Source organism: Ramlibacter sp. PS4R-6 (assembly GCF_037572775.1).
Classification (GTDB): Bacteria; Pseudomonadota; Gammaproteobacteria; order Burkholderiales; family Burkholderiaceae_C; genus Ramlibacter.
This window is the reverse complement of record NZ_JBBHKA010000001.1, coordinates 2,063,022-2,083,067: the sequence shown is the minus strand read 5'-3', so window position 1 is coordinate 2,083,067 and position 20,046 is coordinate 2,063,022. Positions and strand designations below refer to the sequence as shown.

Here is a 20,046-nt window from a genome sequence, read left to right as displayed (position 1 = left end):
CATCGACGCCACCGTCCTCATCGTCGTCGTCGGCGCGGCCCTCGCCGGCTTCGTGCAGGGCCTTTCGGGATTCGGCTTCGGGCTGACGGCCATGTCGGTGTGGGCGTGGGCGCTGGAGCCGCGCCTGGCCGCCGCGCTGGCGGTGTTCGGCGGCATGTGCGGGCAGCTCATCGCGGTGTTCTCGGTGCGGCGCGGCTTCGACCTGAAGCGGCTCGCACCCTTCGTGCTTGGCGGGCTCGCCGGGCTGCCCATCGGCCTGTGGCTGCTGCCGCGGCTCGACGTGCCGCTGTTCAAGACGGTCCTCGGCGCCTTCCTGCTCGTCGTGTGCCCGCTGATGCTGGTCGCGGAGCGCCTGCCCAAGGTGACGCACGGCGGGCGCATCGCGGACGCCGCCGCCGGCGCGGCGGGCGGCGTGATGGGCGGCCTCGGCGGCTTCACCGGCGTCGTGCCGACGCTGTGGTGCACCTTGCGCGGCTACGAGAAGGACGCGCAGCGCTCCATCATCCAGAACTTCAACCTGTCGATGCTGTGCGTCACCTTCGCGAGCTACCTCGCCACGGGCATCCTGCATGCCTCGCAGTTGCCGCTGCTGGCGGTCGTGCTGCCGGCCATGGTCGTGCCCTCGCTGCTCGGCGCCCGCCTGTACGCGCGCATCAGCCAGGAGGCGTTCCGGCGCGTGGTGCTGGGGCTGCTGGCGGCTTCCGGGGCAGCCTTGCTGGTTTCCGGGGCGCCCGCCGTGCTCGCCGGCGGCCCTTGAAATCGCGCGGCCCCGCCGCCAATTCGGGCTCGCGCGGCGGGCGCCGCGCATCCTTCGAACCGTCGAACAGGAGACCTCACATGATGAACCCGTCATCCAGGCCTGCTGCGGAGATCTTCTCGGAACTCAACCGCCTGCAGGGCCTCCTCGACACGATGTTCCGGCCGTCCGAGCGGTCGAGCATCCGCGCCGCCGCCGGCGCCGCCTTCCCCGTGATGAACGTCGGCGCGACGCCCGGCTCGATCGAGGTGCTGGCCTTCGCGCCGGGCATCGACCCGGCGCGGCTGGAGATCACGGTCGACCGCGGCCTGCTCGCCATCGCCGGCGAGCGCACGAGCCAGGTGCCGGAGCCCGACCCCGTGACCGTGTACGCGCAGGAGCGCTTCGCCGGCCCGTTCCGGCGCGTCGTGAGCCTGCCGGACGACGCGGACCCGGCCAAGGTGGACGCGACCTACCGCGACGGCATCCTGCGCATTTCCGTAGCCCGGCGCGAATCGAGCAAGCCGCGCCGCATCGAAGTCAATTGATGGAGGCAAGCCATGGCGAACCAGGTCCAGACTTCCGGGCAACCGCGCGAGCCGCGTGAACAGCCCGCCGTCGTTCCCCCGGTGGACGTCTTCGAGGACGAGTCGGGCATCACGCTGCTGGCGGACCTTCCCGGCGTCTCGCGCGACAGGCTCGGCGTGCGCGTGGATGGCGACACGCTGACGCTGGAGGCGACGGCGGCCCTCGAGGGGCCCATCGAGATGGAGCTCATCTACAACGAGGCTCCCTTCCCCTCGTACCGGCGCAGCTTCACGCTGAGCCGCGAACTCGACACCTCGCGCATCGACGCGAGCCTGAAGGACGGCGTGCTGCGGCTGTCGATCCCGAAACTCGAGGAGGCGAAGCCCCGGCGGATCGAAGTGCGCGTGGGCTGAAGCGCGTCAGGCGCGCGGCGAATCGGCGAGCGGGAGGCGCACCGTGAAGGTGGCGCCGCGGCCCTCGCCGCCGCTGCGCGCCTCGATCTCGCCGCCGTGCATCTCGACGATGTGGCGCGCGATCGCCAGGCCCAGCCCGAGGCCGTCGTGCTGTCCCGCCGTCGCGGGGTCCTGCCGGAAGCGGTCGAAGACGTGCGGCAGGAAGCCGGGCGCGATGCCGGCGCCGTTGTCGGCCACCTCCACCTGCGCCCAGCCGCCGGTGCGCTGCAGCGACACCTCGATCCAGCCGCGCTCGGGCGTGAACTTCACGGCGTTGTTCACCAGGTTCGACAGCACCTGCCGCAGCCGCGTCGCATCGCCGCGCACGGGCCCGACGTTCGTGTCCACGACCTTGCGCAGGCGCATGCTCCTGGCGGCGGCCACGGGCCGCACGGCATCCACCGCCGCATCGATCACGCCGCGCAGGTCCACCGGCGCGAGCTCCAGCGCCATGCGGTCGGACGCCATGCGGCTCATGACGAGCAAGTCCTCGATGAGCTTGCCTTGCACGGCCACGGCCTGCTCGATGACTTCCAGCCCCGTCTGGAACTCCTCCTCCCCGCCGCGCCGTGCAAGCAGGTGGACCCAGCCGAGGATGGCGCCCAGCGGCGCGCGCAATTCGTGCGCCACCATCGCCAGGAACTCATCCTTGCCGCGGCTTTCGGCCTGCAGGCGTTGCAGCTCGTCGCGCAAGGCGCGCACCTCGCCGTCGCGTGCGCGCGTCGCGGCCGATCGTTCCTGGACCGTCATGGCGTGTCCCGGGGTGTCCCCCATGGCAGGCCGCCCGTTGGCATGCCATCATGGCCTGGGAGGCAGTACTTGGCGCTCAAAGCATTCGTCGTCGAAGACAACCTGTCGATCCGCGAAAGCCTGGTGGAGGCGCTTGCGGAACTCGCCGGTGTCCAGACGTGCGGCGTGGCTTCCGACGAGCGCGGCGCGACGGCGTGGCTCACGGATACGGGCAACGAGTGGGACATCGCGATCGTCGACCTGCTGCTGGAGCGCGGGGGCAGCGGCTTCAACGTGCTGCGTGCGTGCCGCGGCCGCAAGCCGCAGCAGAAGGTGGTGGTGCTGACGGCGACGGCCAACCCGGACGTGCGCAAGCAGTGCGAGGCGCTGGGCAGTGACGGCGTCTTCGACAAATCCATGGAAACCGACGCGCTCATCGACTGGTGCGTGGCGCAATCCGGGGCGACTAACCGGAAGTGATGAAGCTGCCGCAGATTTTGTGGCCCTAGCGCTTCCTTGGCCTGTAGGACCGCGCCCCGACAGCATCGGCGCTTTCGTTGAGCGCCTCAACCGAAGAGCTGGCTTGCATGCCAAAATCCCGGCCAAACAGTCAGGGAGAGTCCGGCGCGGGCCGGAGAGTTTTTGGTTGGGCCCCGATGATGAAGCACGCGATCCTCGTGATCGACGACAACCCGGATCACCTCGAGCTCACGATGATGGCGCTGGGCGAGTGCTGCGATCCCGCTGAAATCGCCACCGCCAGCGACGGCGTGGAGGCGCTCGACTACCTGTTCGGGCGCGGCGCGCACGCCGGCCGCGACACCAGCCTGCAGCCGCGGCTGGTCATCCTGGACATGAAGCTGGTCCGCATGCACGGCCTGGACGTGCTGAAGGCGCTGCGCAGCGACCCGCGCACCGCCACCATCCCCGTCGTCATGCACTCGTCGTCCACCGAGAAGGGCGACATCGCGGCGTGCTACGCGAACGGCGCCAACAGCTACGTGCGCAAGGCCACCGACTACGACGAGCTGCGCCGCAAGATGCGGCAGGTGCACGACTTCTGGCTGACGGTGAACGAGCGCTACAAGCCGGCTTAGGCTGCGGCCTCTTGCGCGGCGATCTGCCGCAGCGCCTGTTCGAACACCTCGGGCGGCTGGCCGCCCTGGATCAGGTGGCGGTCGTTCACGATCACCGCCGGCACCGCATGGATGCCGTGGCCGGTGTAGAAGTCTTCCTGCTCGCGCACTTCCTTCGCGAACTCGTCGCCGGCGAGGATCTCGCGGGCGCGTTCGACGGGCAGGCCCGCGGCCTGGACCGCATCGAGAAGCACCTCGGTTTCCTCCGGGCTGCGGCCGTCGGTGAAGTAAGCCTTGAACAGCGCTTTCTTCAGCGCCAGCTGCTTGCCGGGGTCTTCTTCGCCGGCCCAATGCAGCAGCCGGTGCGCATTGAAGGTGTTGTAGATGCGGTCGCGCCCTTCCTTGCGGAAGTCGAAGCCCACCGCGGCGCCCCGCTCGCGGATCGCGTCGCGCGCGCCCTGCTGCTGCTCGCGCGTGGTGCGGTACTTCTGCGTCAGGTGCTCGGTGATGTCCTGGCCGCCCGGCGGCATCGCGGGATTGAGCTCGAAGGGCTGGAAGTGCAGGTCCGCCTTGACCTCGCTCCCCAGCCGGCCCAGGGCCGTTTCGAGCGATGCGAGCCCGATGGCGCACCACGGGCAGGAGACGTCGGAGACGAAGTCGATCTTCATGCCCGGATGCTAGCCGCCGCCGGACAACCTTGCTTCAGATGCGGCTGATGAAGCCGGCCACCAGCCCCGCGAACTCTTCCGGGCGCTCCACCGCGCTCAGGTGCGCGGCCGGCAGCGTCGCGAGCTCGGCGCCCGAGATCGCGTTGCAGATCGCGTGCGACATCGAGATGGGCGTCGATTCGTCGTGCGTGCCGGCGATGACCAGCGCCGGGCAGGCGATCAGCGGGTTGCTGGCGAAGAAGTCGATCCGCGAAATCGCCTCGCAGCAGGCGGCATAGGCGCGCGGGTCGGTCCGCTCCACCACGCCGCGCAATTGGGCGATGCGCGGCTGGTTCGCAGGATCCCTGCTCCAGGCCGACGTGAACCAGCGCGGCAGCACGGCGTCGGCGATCGCGGCCATGCCGAGGTTGAGCGCCGTCTCGATGCGGGCGCGCCACATGCCGCGCGCGGTGTCGTCGTAGCGGCTGGACGAATTGGCGACCACCACGCTGGTCACCAGCTCGGGGTGGCGCACCGCCACCTGCTGGGCCACCATGCCGCCCATCGACAGCCCGACGAAGTGCACGGGCCCGTCGGTTTCGCGGCGGATCAGCTCGGCGGCGTCATCCGCCAGGTCCTCGATGCGGAACGGGCCCGCAACGACCTCGGAGCGGCCGTGGCAGCGGTGGTCGTAGCGCAGCACGGTGAAGCCGCGCGCCAGTTCGGCCGCGGCTTCGTCCCACATCGACAAGTCGCAGCCGAGCGCGTGCGACAGCACGATCGTCGGCCCGCGCCCTTCGCGGAGGAAATGCAGCTGCGGCATCAGCCGGTTTATACCGGTTTGCCGCGGCGCCGCCTACGTGCCGATCTGCCCCGTCACCGGCAGGATGGTGCCGGTGATGTAGCTGGAACACACCGGGGCCGCGAGGAACACGTACGCCGGCGCAAGCTCCTCCGGTTGCGCGGGGCGCTTGAACACCGTCTTCTTGCCGAAGTCCTTGATGGAATCGGCGTCGCGGTCCGCGGGATTGAGCGGCGTCCACACCGGGCCGGGCGCCACGGCGTTCACGCGGATGCCCTTCTCGATGAGGTTCTCGGCGAGCGACAGCGTGAAGCCGTTGATCGCGCCCTTGGTCGACGAGTAATCCAGCAGTTCGGCGCTGCCGCGCAGCGAGACGACCGAGCTCGTGTTGATGATGCTCGCGCCGGGCTTGAGGTGCGGCAGCGCGGCACGCGCCATGTAGAAGTAGCCGAAGATGTTGGTGCGGAAGGTCTCTTCCAGGCGCTCGTCGGTGATGTCCGCGAGCGACTCGGCGTGCTCCTGGAAGGCGGCGTTGTTCACCAGGATGTCGAGGCCCCCAAGGTCCTTCACGGTCCGCTCCACGGCTTCCTTGCAGAACTTCGAGTCCTTCACGTCGCCGGGGATCAGCACGCACCGGCGGCCCTCCTTCTCGACCCAGCGCTTCGTCTCCCCGGCGTCTTCGTGCGAGCTGAGGTACACGACCGCGACGTCGGCGCCCTCGCGCGCGAACAGCACGGCGACCGAACGGCCGATGCCCGAGTCGCCGCCCGTGATGATCGCCACCTTGCCTTCGAGCTTGCCGCTGCCCTTGTAGTCGGGGGCGTCGAAGCGCGGCTTGATCGTCATCGACGCTTCGATGCCGGGCTTGGCGTGGTGCGGCTCCTCCAGCGGCGGTTCGGGCTGCTTGCGCGTACCCGCCTGCACGGCCTTGTCGGGCTTGTCGTCCTTCTCGCCGGCCTGTTTCTTCCGTTCGTCCTTCGCGTCCTGCTCGCGCTGGATCTGGCGCTGCTTCTCGGCCGTCTCGCGGGCCGCGGGTTTGTCTGCCATGGTTGCTCCTTCGTCTCGATGCGAAGGACTATCCCGCGCCGCGCGCGGCGGCGGTGTAGGCAGGCGGCTAAAGGTCCTGGGCCGCGGCGCGCCTGAGCGCCCATGCCGTCCAGGCAGCGCCGGCCACATCGACGAGCCCGAACAGGATGAGCACGCGAGGGGCGAGCCCCGTGACGACGAAGGCCGCAAAGAAGAGCAGCACGCACAGCCGGATGGGCACCGTCCACCGCATGAAGGCCCGTACCTCGGCGATGGCCGCCAGCGCGTAGTACGCACCCAGGACCAGCACGAGCATGCCGACCACGCGGATCCACACCTCGGTGGCGGGCGGGATGCCGAACAGGCCCAGCACGACGTTGGGCGCCACCACGAGCAGCGCCCCGAGAAGCAGGAGGTACACGCCGAAGACGAGGACCGACTTGGCCGGTGCGCTGAGGTCCGAAAGCGGGCTGGCCTTCACCGGATCGAACCCGGGATCGCTTTCAGGGGCGGCACGACGTCGCCGTTTTGCGCGCGCTGGCGCAGCGCATGGTCCATGACGACCAGCGCGAGCATCGCCTCGGCGATGGGCGTGGCGCGGATGCCGACGCAGGGGTCGTGGCGGCCCTTGGTGACGACCTCGACGGGCTTGCCCTGCATGTCCACGCTCTCGCGCGGCGAGATGATCGAGCTCGTGGGCTTGATGGCGATGGACACTTCCAGGTCCTGCCCGCTGCTGATGCCGCCCAGCACACCGCCGGCGTTGTTGGTGCGGAAGCCCTGCGGGGTGGGCGAATCGCCGTGCGTGGTGCCGCGCTGCGTGACGCTCGCGAAGCCCGCGCCGACCTCCACGCCCTTCACCGCATTGATGCCCATCATCGCGTAGGCGATGTCGGCGTCGAGCCGGTCGAACAGCGGCTCGCCGAGCCCGGCCGGCACGTTGGTGGCCATCGCGCGGATGCGCGCGCCCACGGAATCGCCGGCCTTGCGCAGGCTGTCCATGTAGGCCTCGAGCTGCGATACGTCGGCCACCGGCGCGAAGAACGGGTTGTTCGGCACGTGGTCCCAGCTCTCGAAGGGAATCGCGATTTCGCCGATCTGCTGCATGCAGCCGCGGAACTGCGTGCCGTACTTCTGCGCCAGCCACTTCTTGGCCACCGCGCCCGCGGCGACCATGGGCGCGGTCAGGCGCGCGGAGGCGCGGCCGCCGCCGCGCGGGTCGCGCAGGCCGTACTTCTGCAGGTAGGTGTAGTCGGCGTGGCCGGGCCGGAAGGTCTGCGCGATCTCGGAATAGTCCTTGCTGCGCTGGTCGACGTTGCGGATCAACAGGCAGATCGGCGTGCCGGTGGTCTTGCCTTCGTACACGCCGGAGAGGATCTCGACCTGGTCGGGCTCCTGGCGCTGCGTCACGTGGCGGCTGGTGCCGGGGCGGCGGCGGTCCAGGTCCGGCTGGATGTCGGCTTCCGCGAGCGGCATGCCCGGCGGGCAGCCGTCGATCACGCAGCCGATGGCCGGGCCGTGCGATTCGCCGAAGTTGGTGACGGCAAAGAGTTTGCCGAAGGTGCTGCCGCTCATGCGGGGATTATCCCCGACGCCCAGGGCCGCTCAGAGCTGCGCGTTGTTCTCTTGCGGCTCTTCGCCCGCCGGCCAATCGCGGATGTAGGCCTTGAGCATCCGGTTCTCGAAGTTCTGGCTTTCCACCACCGCCTTGGCGACGTCGTAGAAGCTGATCACGCCCATGAGCATGCGGCGGTCCATCACCGGCATGTAGCGCGCGTGGCGCTCGAGCATCATGCGGCGGATCTCGTCGAGCTCGGTCTCGGAGGTGCAGGTGACGGGGTGGTCGTCCATCGCGGCGCGGACCGTGGTGGCGCCGACCGTGCCGCCGTTGCGCACGATCGCCACGATCACTTCGCGGAAGGTGAGCATGCCGACCAGGTCGCCATGGTCCATGACCACGAGCGAGCCGATGTCCTTGTCCGCCATGACCTGCACGGCGTGCGCCAGCGGTTCGTCGGGCGTGGCTGTGTAGAGCGTGTTGCCCTTGACGCGGAGGATGTCGCTGACTTTCATGAGGCTGGCTCCCGGATGCCCATGGGGTCCTGAAGGGCAATATAGCCCACAATCGATCCCGGCACCACGACGCTATTGCCAAGAGGAGACACACGTGCCCGGCTACTCCGACCCCGGCTTCGACACCCTGGCCCTGCATGCCGGCGCGGCCCCCGACCCGACCACCGGTGCGCGCGCCGTCCCGATCCACCTCACGACCTCGTTCGTCTTCGAGTCGAGCGACCACGCCGCCGCCCTCTTCAACCTCGAGCGCTCGGGGCACGTCTACTCGCGCATCAGCAACCCGACCACGGCTGTGTTCGAGCAACGCATTGCCGCCCTGGAAAACGGCATCGGCGCGATCGCCACAGCCAGCGGGCAGGCCGCCTTGCACCTGGCGATCGCGACGATCATGGGCGCGGGCTCGCATATCGTGGCCAGCACGGCGCTGTACGGCGGCTCGCAGAACCTGCTGCACTACACGATGCGGCGTTTCGGCATCGAGACCACCTTCGTGAAGCCCGGCGACCTCGACGCCTGGCGCGCGGCGATCCGGCCGAACACGCGGCTCCTGTTCGGCGAGACGGTGGGCAATCCCGGTCTGGACGTGCTGGACCTGCCGGCGGTGGCGCAGATCGCGCACGAGGCGAAGGTGCCGCTGCTGGTGGATTCGACTTTCACCACTCCTTACCTGATGCAGCCGCTGGCGCTGGGCGCGGACCTCGTCTACCACTCCGCCACCAAGTTCCTCTCGGGCCACGGCACCGTGATCGGCGGCGTGGTGGTCGACGGCGGCCACTTCGACTGGGAAGCGTCGGGACGCTTCATGGAACTCACGGCCCCTTACGACGGCTTCCACGGCATGGTTTTTTCGGAGGAGTCGACCGTCGGGGCCTTCCTGCTGCGCGCGCGCCGTGAGGGCTTGCGCGACTTCGGTGCATGCATGAGCCCGCACACCGCGTGGCTGATCCTGCAAGGCATCGAGACGCTGCCGCTGAGGATGGCGAGGCACATGAGCAATACGGCCCGGGTCGTCGAATTCCTCGCTTCGCACCCCTTCGTCGCCAAGGTGGGGCACCCCATGCTGGAGACTCACCCGAGCCATGCGCTGGCGAAGAAGCTGCTGCCGCGCGGCGCGGGCTCGGTCTTCAGCTTCGACATGAAGGGAAGCCGCGAGCAAGGCAAGACGTTCATCGAGACGCTCAAGGTGTTCAGCCACCTCGCGAACGTCGGCGATTGCAGGTCGCTCGTCATCCATCCCGCCAGCACCACGCATTTCCGGATGACCGACGAAGCACTCGCGGCTGCCGGCATCAGCGCGGGCACCATTCGCCTGTCGATCGGGCTCGAGGACCCCGACGACCTCATCGAAGACCTCAAGCGCGCGCTCAAGGCGGCGGAAAAGGCGGCCTGACATGGAACTCGTCGTCAACGGCGCCAGGACCTACTGCTACACCGGCGGCAAGGCCTTCGACGCGGCGAAGCCCGCCGTGGTGTTCGTCCACGGCGTTCTGAATGACCACAGCGTGTGGATCCTGCAGACCCGCCATTTCGCCCACCACGGCTTCAGCGTGCTGGCGCCGGACCTGCCGGGCCACTGCCGCAGCGACGGCGAGCCGCCTTCGACGGTCCAGGAAGCGGCCGCGTTCGTCGTCGCGCTGCTGGACGCGGCCGGCGTGAAGGAGGCGGTGATCGTGGGCCACAGCTTCGGCTCGCTGGTTGCGATGGAGGTGGCCGCCCACCATCCGCGGCTCGCGCGCAAGCTGGTCATGGTCGGCACGGCCTACCCGATGAAGGTTTCGCCGCTGCTGCTGAACACGTCGCGCGACGACCCGCTCAAGGCCATCGAGATCGACAACGTGTTCTCGCACTCCACGCTGGCGCCGCCGCCCTCCGCGCTGGGGCCGGGCACCTGGCTGCCGGGAGCCAGCCGGGCGCTCAAGCGCCGAGTGCTCGCGAGCAACCCCCGCGTCAACCTGTTCCATCGCGGCTTCCAGGCCTGCGACGCCTACACGGGCGGGGAGGAGGCGATCGCCAGAGTCCAGTGCCCCACCCTCTTCATCCTGGGCGAGCGCGACTCGATGACGCTGCCGAAGATGGCGCGCAGCCTGCAGGAGCGCGCGCGCAATGCGCGCACGGTCGTTGTCCACGGCGGGCACCAGATGATGACCGAGGCGCCCGACGAAGTCCTGGCCGCGATGAAGGACTTCCTCGCGCCGTGACGGCAAGGCCGGCTAGCCCGCGGGGCTGCGCGCGGCAGCAGCGAGCTTGACCCGGCGCGCGACCCGCGCATCGGCAGTCGCGAGCAGCGCGGCAACCGCATACGCGCCCGCAGCCAGCAAGGGGATCGCGATCGTGCCGAACCGGTCCGCGAGTGCGCCGCCCGCGACGGGCCCCACCAGCTGGCCGATCCCCAGGGCGGCGGTCGCGTAGCTGAACGCCCGCGGGTATTGGCCCGCCGTGCATCGGTCGCGCGCGTTGGCCGTGATGATGCTCGGCGTGGCCGCGAGCCCCAGGCCGACCAGCAACGCACCGGCGATCGCCGCGCCGGCCGAGTCCGCCGCTGCCACCAGCGCTCCCGCGGCTGCCGTCGCGAGCGCAACGAACAAGGCGTGCTGCTTCAGGCGCGGGGAGCCGATCACCATCGCCGCCAGGCCCGCGCCGAAGACGGAAGCGACACCGAAGCCGATCCATGTCACGGCGACCACGGCGTGCCCCGCATTCATAGCCGCCAGGCGCGCGCCGGCGAAAGTCGCGTACGCCACGTATGCAACACCGAAGAGCAGGTAAGCGCCCAGCAGGCAGATCCATTCGGCCGTCCAGACACGCCGCGCGGCGAACTCACTCGCGTCGTCGGCTTCAGGCAAGGCGGCGGGCACTGGCGCCTGCCGCGGCGGAAAGCCGATAGCCACTGCCAATGCAAGGAGGGCCGAGAAGACAAAGGCGCAGCGCCAACCGATCGCGGGCCCGAGGAGGAAGGGCACCAGGAGACCGCTCGCGACGATCGCCACGCCCATCCCCGCCCAGACGGCCGCACTGGCTTGCGGACGCCGCTCGGGCGCGACGGCGCCGAACACGATCACCAGGATCGCAACGATGCCCGCACCCGCACCCAGGCCGGTCGCGAACCGCCCGACTCCCAGTACCAGCGGCCCCGCGACGGGCGATGCCGGCGCCACCGCGCAGACGAGTGCCGCCGCGGCGACGAGAAAGTGAGCCCACTTGGCGAGCGTCGCCGGACCGGTGCCGGCGTTGATGCGCGGCGCGACCAGGGTGCCCACCAGGTAGCCCGCCAGGTGCACCGCATTGAGGTTCCCGCTGCCGAGGTACTCCAGGGAGAGGTCGCGCCGGATCGAGGGCAACATGACGCCATACGTGAAGCGCGCCAGGCCGACGTTGAGGGCGATGCCGATCGCACCCCACAAAATCAGGTCGAGCGGGAGGGGTCGCGCAGCCGGCCGCGGCGGGATGGCATCGGGGGACAATCGCGGGCATTATCACCGCGCCTCCCGGCAGCGCCATGAGCGGCACACTCGTTACCACCCCCGCGATGTCTCCTGAACGCGCGCGCGAAATTGCGGCGTGTCTGGACCTGCGCGCCCTGCCCGCCGACTTCTACGCGAACCCCTTCCCCGTCTACGCGCGGCTGCGCGAGACCGAGCCGGTCAAGCGACTGCCCGACGGTTCCTACTTCCTCACGCGCTACGCCGACCTGGTGGCGGTGTACCGCGACGCGCAGGCTTTCAGCTCCGACAAGAAGGTGGAGTTCACGCCGAAGTACGGCGCGGGCTCGGCGCTGCTGGAGCACCACACCACCAGCCTGGTGTTCAACGACCCGCCGCTGCACACACGCGTGCGCAAGTTGATCATGGGTGCGCTCACGCGCCGCGCCATCGCCGACATGGAGCCGGGCCTGGTGAAGCTGGTGGACTCGCTGCTGGACCGCATCGCCGAACGCGGTGGCGGCGACCTGGTCGAGGACTTCGCCTCGGCCATTCCCGTGGAAATCATCGGCAACCTGCTGGGCGTTCCGCACGCCGACCGCGGGCCGCTGCGCGGCTGGTCGCTGGCGATCCTCGGCGCGCTGGAGCCCAGGCTCACGGCGGAGCAGGAAGAGCTGGGCAACCGCAGCGTGCGCGAGTTCACCGCGTACCTGCGCGAGCTCGTGGCCGACCGTCGCAAGAGTCCCGGCGACCCCGAGCACGACGTGCTCACGCGCCTGATCCAAGGCGAAGGTGCGGGCGAGCAATTGAACGAGAGCGAGCTGCTGCAGAACTGCGTGTTCATCCTGAACGCGGGGCACGAGACGACGACCAACCTGATCGGCAATGCGCTCGTGGCGCTCGAGGAATGGCCGGGCGAGAAGGAGAAGCTGCTCGCCCAAGTGCGGGCCACCGCGAATGACCCGGGTGCGCAGGAGGCGTTCATGGCCACCGCCGTCGACGAGTTCTTACGCTTCGAGTCGTCCAACCAGCTGGGCAACCGCCGTGCGCTGCAGGCCTGCGCAGTGGGCGGCACGGCGCTGCCCGAAGGCGCGCTCGTCACGCTGTGCATAGGCGCCGCGAACCGCGACCCCGCGCAGTTCGCGAACCCCGACACGCTCGATCTCGGGCGGGCCAACAACCGGCACCTGGCATTCGGGTTCGGCATCCACCAATGCGCGGGCTTGAGCCTCGCGCGGCTCGAAGGCCGCATCGCGATCGCGCGCTTCCTCGCGCGCTTCCCGGCCTATCGCCTCACGCAATCGCCCACGCGCGGCGGCCGGGCGCGCTTCCGCGGCTTCCTGCGCGCGCCCTTCGCGGTCGCCTGATCAGAGGCTGCCGGCGGGCGGCGATTCGAACAGGCGGTGCAGGGCCACGCGGTCGATCTTGCCGTTGCCCATGCGCGGGATGGCGTCGAGGAACAGGATGCGCGCGTTGGTGGACGCGCCCACCTGCAGGCCCTTCTCGATCCGGGCTCGGGCCGCCGCGCGGTCCGTGGACGGCGGCACGACGAGGGCGATGCCCAGCGTGATGTCGCCGCCCTCCAGGTTCACGGCGAAGGCCGCGCAATCCGTGGCGCCCGCCATGTCGCGAGCCTGCGTTTCGACTTCGTTCGCGGGCACCTTCAGGCCGCCGACGACCAGCAGGTCGTCGTAGCGGCCCGCCAGCCGCAGCATGCGCGGCGCGACCAGCGTGCCCCAGTCGCCCGACACGAACCAGCCGTCGCGGAAGGCCTGCCTCGTCGCCTCCTCGTCGCCGATGTAGCCCTCGACCATGCCCGGCGTGCGCACGGCGATCACGCCGAGCCGGCCCAGCGGCAGCTCGCGCCCCTGCTCGTCGAGGATGCGCAAGTCGACGCCGGGGCTCACCACGCCCACGCCATCGGCGTCGAGGTCGTCGCAGATGCCCGTCGTTTCGTTGGCGCCGTAGCGGCTGGAGAGACGCCCGCCGAACACGCGCGTGGCCTTCTCGCGCAGGTGCGGCGGCACGAAGCCGCCGATGGATTGCACCTCGACGCGGTTGCGCGGCGCATAGCCGGCCGGCAGCGACTTGAGCACCTCCTCCAGCAACGCGGGCAGCGCGAGGATGTGCGTGATCTCGTGCCCGGCCAGCCCCGAGCGGCTCAGGTCCAGCACCGCCGCGCCCATGCGCAGGCAGGCGCTGGCACGTGCGAAGATCGCGTTCATCACCAGCGGGCCCGCCACGAGCAGCCGCGATTCGGGCCGGTAGCCCCCGTTTTCCGCGCCGGTGCGCACCCAATGCTCCTGCGCCTGGCGCTTGAGCAGCATGAACTTGGACCGGCCCGACGAGCCCGAGGTGCGCGAGATGCGCTGGGGCTCGTCCAGCGCCAGCGCCACGCGCGGCAGCGGCGTCGGGTCGTCCGCGGCCACTGCCTGCAGGCGCGCGACGAACGCGGCATCGAGGAGCACGTTGCGCACCGTCGCCGGCGGGCTTTGCGGGAGGTCGCTGAACACCCAGTCGACGAGGCCGAACACGGCCTGCGCGTCGGGGTCCTTCTCGGGCAGGAAGCAGGTGGTGACGGCGCCCAGGTTCTCCGCCGCGATGAGCAGCGCCAGGCCGGCCTGCAGGCCTTGCGTCCCCACCGCCACGCGGTCGCCGCGCTTGACGCCGAGCGAGTGCAGCACGCGCACGAGGCGCACCAGGTCCGAATGAAGCGCCTGGTAGGTCCAGCTCTGGTGGTCCTGCACGAGGGCCAGGCGCCGGGGCTCGCGCAGCGCAAGGGCCTCGACGTATTCGAAGGTCGTCGGGATGGGCCGGCCGGGGATGTTCATCAGAGGACGTCCTTCAAGGGGACCGCGGGGGTGGCGATGCGCTCCCAGAAGCGCTTAGTCGCGTCGGTGCGCGCGAGCAGCAGGCGCTCGGCCAGCGGCGCCACCGGCGTGTCGGCGGGGTTGGCGAGCAGCACGTAGCGCGAGCTCGTCGCGTCCTGCACCTCGTTGACCGTGCCGATCCAGTCGAGCGCGACGAGCGTTTCCAGCACCGGTTCGAGCTGCAGCGCGTCCACCTGCAGCTGGCTGGTGAGTTCGTGCGCCGACAGCCCTTTCGCGGGCTTGTCGCGCACGGCGGCGAGCGCCCGCAAGGTGTCGAGCGCCAGCTCGAAGCGCCAGCCCGCCGCCGTGCCCGGGCGGCGCTGGTGCGCGAGCAGGCTGGGCATGTAGGCCGCAATCACCGCGCCCCACAGCACGATCAGCCAGGCGATGTAGATCCACAGCAGCAGGATCGGCAAGGTGGCGAAGGCGCCGTAGATCAGCGAATAGGTGGGCACCTTGCCCAGGTAGAACGCGAGCAGCCGCCGCGCGACCTCGATGCCCGTCGCCGCGAAGAGCCCGCCCGCGAGCGCGTGCTTGGTCTGCACGTGCGTGTGCGGCACGTAGCGGTACAGCGCCGTGAGCCCCACGACGAACAGGAAGAACTCGATGATGTCGAACAGCACCTGCAGCGCGCCCGGCATGCCGCCGACGAAGCCGCGCGACGCGGCGATGACCGACGACGACATGCTGAGCGAGGCGCCCAGCACCAGCGGCGCCAGCGTCATCACGGCCCAGTACATCAGCACGCGCTGGCCGATGGGGCGCTGGCGCTTGACGCGCCAGATGCCGTTGAGCGTGCGGTCGATGGTCAGCACGAGCGCAATGGCCGTGAAGAACAGAGCAGCCACGCCGACGACGCCGAGGCGGCTGGCCTTGGCCGCGAACTGGGTCAGGTAGCCCAGCACCTGCCGGGCGATGGCGTCCGGGATCACGCTTTGCACCAGCCAGGCCTGCAGCGCCGTCTGCAGCTTGCTGAACATGGGGAACGCCGTGAACACCGCGAGCGCGACGGTGAAGAAGGGCACCAGCGCCATCGTCGTCGTGAACGTGAGGCTGCTGGCCTGCAGGCCGAGGCGGTCCTCGCGGAAGCGCTCCAGCAGCGTGCGGCCCGTGGAAGCCCACGGGAAACTCTTGGCGTGATCGAGGAACTCGCGGGGCTGCATCGATCGCTATGATGCCAAAAGCCCATGCAGTCCCTTTCGTCCCCTCCGGCCGGTGCGCCGCTTCCCGTCGAAGCCACGCGCTGGAGCGCGGTGCTGGCGCTGCTCGCGCTCATCGCCCTGAGCGTCGGCTGGGAAATGTGGATCGCGCCGATCCGGCCCGGCGGCTCCCCGGTGCTGGCCGCCGTCAAGGCGCTGCCGCTGTGCATCCCCCTCGCCGGCTTGCTGCGGCGGCGCATGTACACCTACCGCTGGCTGAGCCTGCTGGTGTGGCTGTATTTCGCCGAGGGCGTGGTGCGCGCCTGGAGCGAAACCGGCATCTCGGCGCTGCTGGCGCTGCTGGAGATCGCGCTGACCCTCGTCCTTTTCACCGCCTGTGCGCTGCACGTGCGGCTTCGCCTGAAGTCCCGCCATGAACCCATTGCTTGAGCGCCTGCGCGCCATCGTCGGCGCGCAGCACGTGATCACCGAGGGCGACCTGTCCGCCTGGGAGCAGGACTGGCGCAAGCGCATGCGCGGCAAGGCGCTGGCGGTCGTGCGGCCGGGGTCCACGCAGGAGGTCGCGGCCGTGGTGCGTGCGTGCGTCGAAGCGGGAACGAGCCTCGTCCCGCAGGGCGGCAACACGGGCATGGTGGTGGGCGCGACGCCCGACGAAAGCGGCACGCAGGTCGTCCTGAGCCTCACGCGCATGAACGCGATCCGCGGCGTCGACGCCGGCAACCTCACGATGACCGTGGAGGCGGGGTGCGTGCTGCAGGCCGTGCAGGACGCGGCGGAGAAGGCCGGATTCCTCTTTCCCCTGAGCCTGGCCGCCGAGGGCAGCTGCACCATCGGCGGCAACCTCGCGACGAATGCTGGGGGCACGCAGGTCGTGCGCTACGGCAACGCGCGTGAGCTGTGCCTGGGGCTCGAAGTCGTCAACGCGCAGGGCGACGTGTGGAACGGCCTGGCGGGCCTGCGCAAGGACAACACCGGGTACGACCTGCGCGACCTGTTCATCGGCAGCGAAGGCACGCTGGGGGTGATCACCGCCGCTACCCTCAAGCTGTATCCCCTCCCCGCGGCCACGCTCACGGCGTGGGCGGCGGTGCCCAGCGTAGAAGAAGCCGTGCGGCTGCTCGGCATGGCCCACCGCGAACTCGGGGCTGGCCTGACGGGTTTCGAGATGATGGGCTCCTTCGCCCTGTCGCTGGTGGCGAAGCACTTCCCGCAGATGCGCGTGCCGTTCCACGAGCAATCGCCCTTCTGCGTGCTGCTGGAGAACTCCGACCATGAATCCGAGCTGCATGCGCGCGTGCAGTTCGAGCGGCTGCTGGAGACGGCGATGGAGGAAGGCTGCGTGACGGACGCCGTGGTCGCCGAGAACCTCACGCAGGCGCACCAGCTCTGGCACATCCGCGAGAGCATCCCGCTGGCGCAGGCCGAAGAGGGCCTGAACATCAAGCACGACATCTCGGTGCCCGTCTCGCGCATCCCGGCGTTCTGCCGCGAAACGGACGACCTGCTGCGGCAGGCCATCCCCGGCGTGCGGCTGGTGAACTTCGGCCACCTGGGCGACGGCAACCTGCACTACAACGTGCAGGCGCCCGAAGGCGGCGACCCGCCGGCCTTCCTGCGCGATTGGGAAGAGAAGGTCAATGCCATCGTGCACGACTCCGTCCAGCGCTCGGGCGGCTCGATCAGCGCCGAACACGGCATCGGCAGCCTGAAGGTGGACAAGCTGCCCAAGTACAAGGACCCGGCGGCGCTCGCGATGATGCGGGCCATCAAGAAGGCGCTGGACCCCAAGAACCTGATGAACCCCGGCCGCGTCGTTCGCACATAATTCCGCCATGACGCGCCCGGTCCGCAGCCAGTACGAAGACTTCATGCGCCATGTGTACACGCATGGCACCCCCAAGACGGACCGCACCGGCACCGGCACGCGCAGTGTCTTCGGCTACCAGATGCGCTTCGACCTGGCCGAGGGCTTCCCGCTCGTCACGACCAAGAAGGTCCACCTCAAGTCGATCATCTACGAGCTGCTGTGGTTCCTCAAGGGCTCCAGCGACAACAACTGGCTGCGCGAGCGCGGCGTGACGATCTGGGACGAATGGGCACGCGAGGACGGCGACCTGGGCCCGGTCTACGGCGTGCAGTGGCGCAGCTGGCCCACGCCGGATGGCGGGCACATCGACCAGATCGCCCAAGCCATCGAGACCATCAGGAAGAACCCCGATTCGCGCCGCATCATCGTGAGCGCGTGGAACGTGTCCGACATCCCGAAGATGGCGCTGGCGCCCTGCCACGCCTTCTTCCAGTTCTATGTGGCCGACGGCAAGCTTTCCTGCCAGCTGTACCAGCGCAGCGCCGACATCTTCCTGGGCGTGCCGTTCAACATCGCCAGCTACGCGCTGCTCACGCACATGACGGCGCAGCAGTGCGACCTGGCCGTGGGCGACTTCGTGTGGACGGGCGGCGACTGCCACATCTACAGCAACCACCACGAGCAGGTGGAGCTGCAGCTGTCGCGCGCGCCCTACCCCTACCCGATGCTGAACATCAAGCGCAAGCCGCCCTCGATCTTCGAGTACGAGTACGAGGACTTCGAGGTGCTCGAGTACCAGTGCCATCCGGCGATCAAGGCGCCCGTCGCGGTCTAGTCCCATGAAGCTCGGTGTGATCTACGCGCGCGCCGCCAACGGCGTGATCGGCAAGGGCGGCGTGCTGCCCTGGCACCTGCCCGAGGACCTGGCGCACTTCAAGGAGCTGACGCTCGGCTGCCCGGTCGTGATGGGCCGCAAGACCTGGGAGTCGCTCCCCCCGCGCTTTCGCCCCCTGCCCGGGCGGCGCAACATCGTCGTCACGCGCAACGCGCAGTGGCAGGCGCAAGGCGCGGAACGCGCCGCCTCCCTGCCCGAAGCCCTTGCGCTTTGCGCGGGCGAGCCGCAGGTGTGGGTGATCGGCGGGGCGGAAATCTTCGCGCAGGCGCTGCCGCTGTCGCATGTGGCGGAAGTCACCGAGATCGCCCGCGATTACGAAGGCGACGTGTACGCGCCGCCGCTCGGGCCGGAATGGGCGGAAACGAAGCGTGAGCGTCACGGTTCCGCCGCCGGCTTCGACTACAGTTTCGTCACCTACACCAAAGCCTGAATCCCGAGGAGGTTCCATGTCCGGACACGGTTTCCACGTCCACGGCCCGCACGACCACGAGCTCGAACACGCCACGCAGCACGCGGCGTCGCACGGCGAGGCCGGCGGCGGGATGATCAACCAGATCGCGATGTTCACCGCGGTCATCGCCACCATCGGCGCGATCTTCGCGTACATGGGCGGTGCCACGCAGGCCAACGCCGGCCTGTACAAGAACAACGCCGCGATCAAGAAGACCGAGGCGTCCAACCAGTGGAACTACTTCCAGGCCAAGAGCACGAAGCAGTCGCTGGCGGAAGTCTCGCGCGACCTCGCGCCCAATGCCGCCGACAAGGAAAAGTACCAGGCCAAGATCGACCGGTACGAAAAGGAAAAGAAGGAGATCCAGGCCAACGCCGAGAAGATCGAGGCCGACGCCAAGGACTGGGACAAGCAGAGCGATGCGCAGATGCACCTGCACCACCGCTGGGCCCAGGCGACCACGGCGCTGCAGGTGGCGATCGCGCTCGCGGCCATCGCGCTGCTCACCAAGAAGAAGTGGCTGGAGTGGGGCATGTTCGGCATGGGCGCCATCGGCGTCGCGATCGGGGCCCTCGCCGTCTTCCACGTCTGATGAAGATCACGACCTGGAACGTCAACTCGCTGACCGCACGCCTGCAGCACGTCCTGGACTGGACGGCCGCGAACCCCGTGGACGTGCTGTGCCTGCAGGAGCTCAAGCTCACCGACGACAAGTTCCCGCTGGACGCGTTGAAGGCTGCGGGCTATGAGCACTGCGCGGTGTTCGGGCAGAAGACGTACAACGGCGTCGCGATCCTGTCGCGGCATCCCCTTCATTCGGTCGTGAAGAACATCGTCGGCTACGACGACGAGCATTCGCGCGTGGTCACGGCCACGGTCGATTCGCCCGCCGGTGACGTGCGCGTGGTCAACGGCTATTTCGTCAACGGCCAGGCGCCCGGCACCGACAAGTTCGAGTACAAGATGTCGTGGCTGCGCGGCCTGCGTGACTACATGCGCACGCAAGTGGACGGGCACGAAAAGCTCCTGCTGCTCGGAGATTTCAACATCGCGCCGGAGGACCGGGACTCCTTCGACCCCATCGGCTTGAAGGACACGATCCACCACACGGTGGAAGAGCGCGACCACTTCCGCAAGCTGTGCGAGCTGGGCCTGGCCGACAGCTTCCGCTTGTTCGAGCAGCCCGAGAAGAGCTACAGCTGGTGGGACTACCGCATGCTGGGCTACCAGAAGAACCGCGGCCTGCGCATCGACCACATCCTGGTGAGCGAAGGCGTGAAGCCCCGTGTGAAGGGCTGCACGATCGACCGGACGCCGCGCAAGTGGGAGAAGCCGAGCGACCACGCGCCCGTCACCGTGGAACTGCAGTAAG

24 protein-coding genes are annotated in these 20,046 nt (G+C 69.4%); 14 read left to right on the top strand and 10 right to left on the bottom strand.

Annotation, left to right across the window (positions count from 1 at the left end):
- Position 1: 1 nt before the first annotated feature.
- The 3 genes from WG903_RS10300 (at position 2) to WG903_RS10290 (ending at position 1,677) form a co-directional block, all read left to right on the top strand.
- Positions 2-757 carry a sulfite exporter TauE/SafE family protein gene (locus WG903_RS10300; protein WP_340078224.1) on the top strand — a complete coding sequence of 252 codons (756 nt, stop codon included), beginning with the start codon at positions 2-4 and terminating at the stop codon, positions 755-757.
- An 80-nt stretch (positions 758-837) separates the two neighbouring features.
- Positions 838-1,284 carry an Hsp20/alpha crystallin family protein gene (locus WG903_RS10295; RefSeq protein WP_340074939.1) on the top strand — a complete coding sequence of 149 codons (447 nt, stop codon included), beginning with the start codon at positions 838-840 and terminating at the stop codon, positions 1,282-1,284.
- Positions 1,285-1,296: 12 nt separating this feature from the next.
- Positions 1,297-1,677, top strand: a complete 381-nt coding sequence (locus WG903_RS10290) for an Hsp20/alpha crystallin family protein (protein WP_340074937.1) — start codon at positions 1,297-1,299, stop codon at positions 1,675-1,677.
- A 6-nt stretch (positions 1,678-1,683) separates the two neighbouring features.
- Here WG903_RS10290 and WG903_RS10285 read toward each other — a convergent pair whose 3' ends face one another.
- Complete coding sequence (locus WG903_RS10285; protein WP_340074935.1) at positions 1,684-2,466, bottom strand: sensor histidine kinase; 783 nt, start codon at positions 2,464-2,466, stop codon at positions 1,684-1,686.
- 69 nt (positions 2,467-2,535) lie between these two features.
- On the opposite strand from WG903_RS10285, the gene WG903_RS10280 reads away from it, so the two are divergent.
- Both WG903_RS10280 and WG903_RS10275 read left to right on the top strand, forming a co-directional pair.
- A complete protein-coding gene (locus WG903_RS10280) occupies positions 2,536-2,925 on the top strand; it encodes a response regulator (RefSeq protein WP_340074933.1) in 390 nt (129 codons plus the stop codon).
- A 179-nt stretch (positions 2,926-3,104) separates the two neighbouring features.
- Positions 3,105-3,542, top strand: coding sequence for a response regulator (locus tag WG903_RS10275; protein WP_340074931.1), 438 nt, complete (start codon positions 3,105-3,107; stop codon positions 3,540-3,542).
- On the opposite strand, the gene WG903_RS10270 is transcribed toward WG903_RS10275, so the two are convergent.
- The 6 genes from WG903_RS10270 to WG903_RS10245 form a co-directional block, all read right to left on the bottom strand.
- Positions 3,539-4,189 (bottom strand): DsbA family oxidoreductase, encoded by a 651-nt coding sequence (locus WG903_RS10270; protein ID WP_340074929.1) that lies wholly within the window; start codon positions 4,187-4,189, stop codon positions 3,539-3,541. The two genes, WG903_RS10275 and WG903_RS10270, sit on opposite strands and share 4 nt — an antisense overlap.
- A gap of 34 nt (positions 4,190-4,223) precedes the next feature.
- The gene (locus WG903_RS10265; protein WP_340074927.1) at positions 4,224-4,991 is read right to left on the bottom strand and encodes an alpha/beta fold hydrolase; all 768 of its coding nucleotides are present in this window, start codon (positions 4,989-4,991) and stop codon (positions 4,224-4,226) included.
- A gap of 33 nt (positions 4,992-5,024) precedes the next feature.
- Positions 5,025-6,017: an SDR family oxidoreductase gene (locus tag WG903_RS10260; RefSeq protein WP_340074925.1), complete on the bottom strand. Its 993-nt coding sequence runs from the start codon at positions 6,015-6,017 to the stop codon at positions 5,025-5,027.
- Positions 6,018-6,084: 67 nt separating this feature from the next.
- Positions 6,085-6,477: a hypothetical protein gene (locus tag WG903_RS10255; protein WP_340074923.1), complete on the bottom strand. Its 393-nt coding sequence runs from the start codon at positions 6,475-6,477 to the stop codon at positions 6,085-6,087.
- A complete protein-coding gene (gene aroC, locus WG903_RS10250; protein WP_340074921.1) occupies positions 6,474-7,571 on the bottom strand; it encodes a chorismate synthase in 1,098 nt (365 codons plus the stop codon). The genes WG903_RS10255 and aroC overlap by 4 nt, the downstream gene beginning before the upstream one ends.
- A 30-nt stretch (positions 7,572-7,601) precedes the next feature.
- On the bottom strand, positions 7,602-8,069 hold the full coding sequence (locus tag WG903_RS10245; RefSeq protein WP_340074919.1) for a CBS domain-containing protein: 468 nt from the start codon (positions 8,067-8,069) through the stop codon (positions 7,602-7,604).
- 94 nt (positions 8,070-8,163) lie between these two features.
- Here WG903_RS10245 and WG903_RS10240 point away from each other — a divergent pair, with 94 nt between their 5' ends.
- Positions 8,164-9,462, top strand: a complete 1,299-nt coding sequence (locus tag WG903_RS10240; protein WP_340074917.1) for an O-acetylhomoserine aminocarboxypropyltransferase — start codon at positions 8,164-8,166, stop codon at positions 9,460-9,462.
- A gap of 1 nt (position 9,463) precedes the next feature.
- Positions 9,464-10,270 carry an alpha/beta fold hydrolase gene (locus tag WG903_RS10235; RefSeq protein WP_340074915.1) on the top strand — a complete coding sequence of 269 codons (807 nt, stop codon included), beginning with the start codon at positions 9,464-9,466 and terminating at the stop codon, positions 10,268-10,270.
- A gap of 12 nt (positions 10,271-10,282) precedes the next feature.
- On the opposite strand, the gene WG903_RS10230 is transcribed toward WG903_RS10235, so the two are convergent.
- A complete protein-coding gene (locus tag WG903_RS10230) occupies positions 10,283-11,533 on the bottom strand; it encodes a YbfB/YjiJ family MFS transporter (protein WP_340074913.1) in 1,251 nt (416 codons plus the stop codon).
- Between the two features lie 65 nt (positions 11,534-11,598).
- Here WG903_RS10230 and WG903_RS10225 point away from each other — a divergent pair, with 65 nt between their 5' ends.
- Positions 11,599-12,858 carry a cytochrome P450 gene (locus tag WG903_RS10225; protein ID WP_340074911.1) on the top strand — a complete coding sequence of 420 codons (1,260 nt, stop codon included), beginning with the start codon at positions 11,599-11,601 and terminating at the stop codon, positions 12,856-12,858.
- Here the strand turns inward: WG903_RS10225 and WG903_RS10220 are convergent, their stop codons facing one another.
- Together WG903_RS10220 and WG903_RS10215 are read right to left on the bottom strand one after the other, a co-directional pair.
- Positions 12,859-14,322, bottom strand: a complete 1,464-nt coding sequence (locus WG903_RS10220) for a class I adenylate-forming enzyme family protein (protein WP_340074909.1) — start codon at positions 14,320-14,322, stop codon at positions 12,859-12,861. It abuts the gene before it with no gap.
- Positions 14,322-15,524, bottom strand: coding sequence for a YihY family inner membrane protein (locus WG903_RS10215; RefSeq protein ID WP_340074907.1), 1,203 nt, complete (start codon positions 15,522-15,524; stop codon positions 14,322-14,324). Before WG903_RS10215 ends, WG903_RS10220 begins: the two co-directional genes overlap by 1 nt.
- A 24-nt stretch (positions 15,525-15,548) precedes the next feature.
- On the opposite strand from WG903_RS10215, the gene WG903_RS10210 reads away from it, so the two are divergent.
- Genes WG903_RS10210 through xth form a run of 6 tightly spaced genes read left to right on the top strand, consistent with a single transcriptional unit; the run spans position 15,549 to position 20,045 of the window.
- A complete protein-coding gene (locus WG903_RS10210; protein ID WP_340074905.1) occupies positions 15,549-15,950 on the top strand; it encodes a DUF2069 domain-containing protein in 402 nt (133 codons plus the stop codon).
- Positions 15,934-17,346, top strand: a complete 1,413-nt coding sequence (locus WG903_RS10205) for an FAD-binding oxidoreductase (RefSeq protein ID WP_340074903.1) — start codon at positions 15,934-15,936, stop codon at positions 17,344-17,346. Before WG903_RS10210 ends, WG903_RS10205 begins: the two co-directional genes overlap by 17 nt.
- 7 nt (positions 17,347-17,353) lie before the next feature.
- On the top strand, positions 17,354-18,163 hold the full coding sequence (locus tag WG903_RS10200) for a thymidylate synthase (protein ID WP_340074901.1): 810 nt from the start codon (positions 17,354-17,356) through the stop codon (positions 18,161-18,163).
- 4 nt (positions 18,164-18,167) lie between these two features.
- Positions 18,168-18,653 (top strand): dihydrofolate reductase, encoded by a 486-nt coding sequence (locus tag WG903_RS10195; protein ID WP_340074899.1) that lies wholly within the window; start codon positions 18,168-18,170, stop codon positions 18,651-18,653.
- 16 nt (positions 18,654-18,669) lie between these two features.
- Positions 18,670-19,266 (top strand): DUF4337 domain-containing protein, encoded by a 597-nt coding sequence (locus WG903_RS10190; RefSeq protein WP_340074897.1) that lies wholly within the window; start codon positions 18,670-18,672, stop codon positions 19,264-19,266.
- On the top strand, positions 19,266-20,045 hold the full coding sequence (gene xth / locus WG903_RS10185; RefSeq protein ID WP_340074895.1) for an exodeoxyribonuclease III: 780 nt from the start codon (positions 19,266-19,268) through the stop codon (positions 20,043-20,045). The genes WG903_RS10190 and xth overlap by 1 nt, the downstream gene beginning before the upstream one ends.
- Position 20,046: the final 1 nt, after the last annotated feature.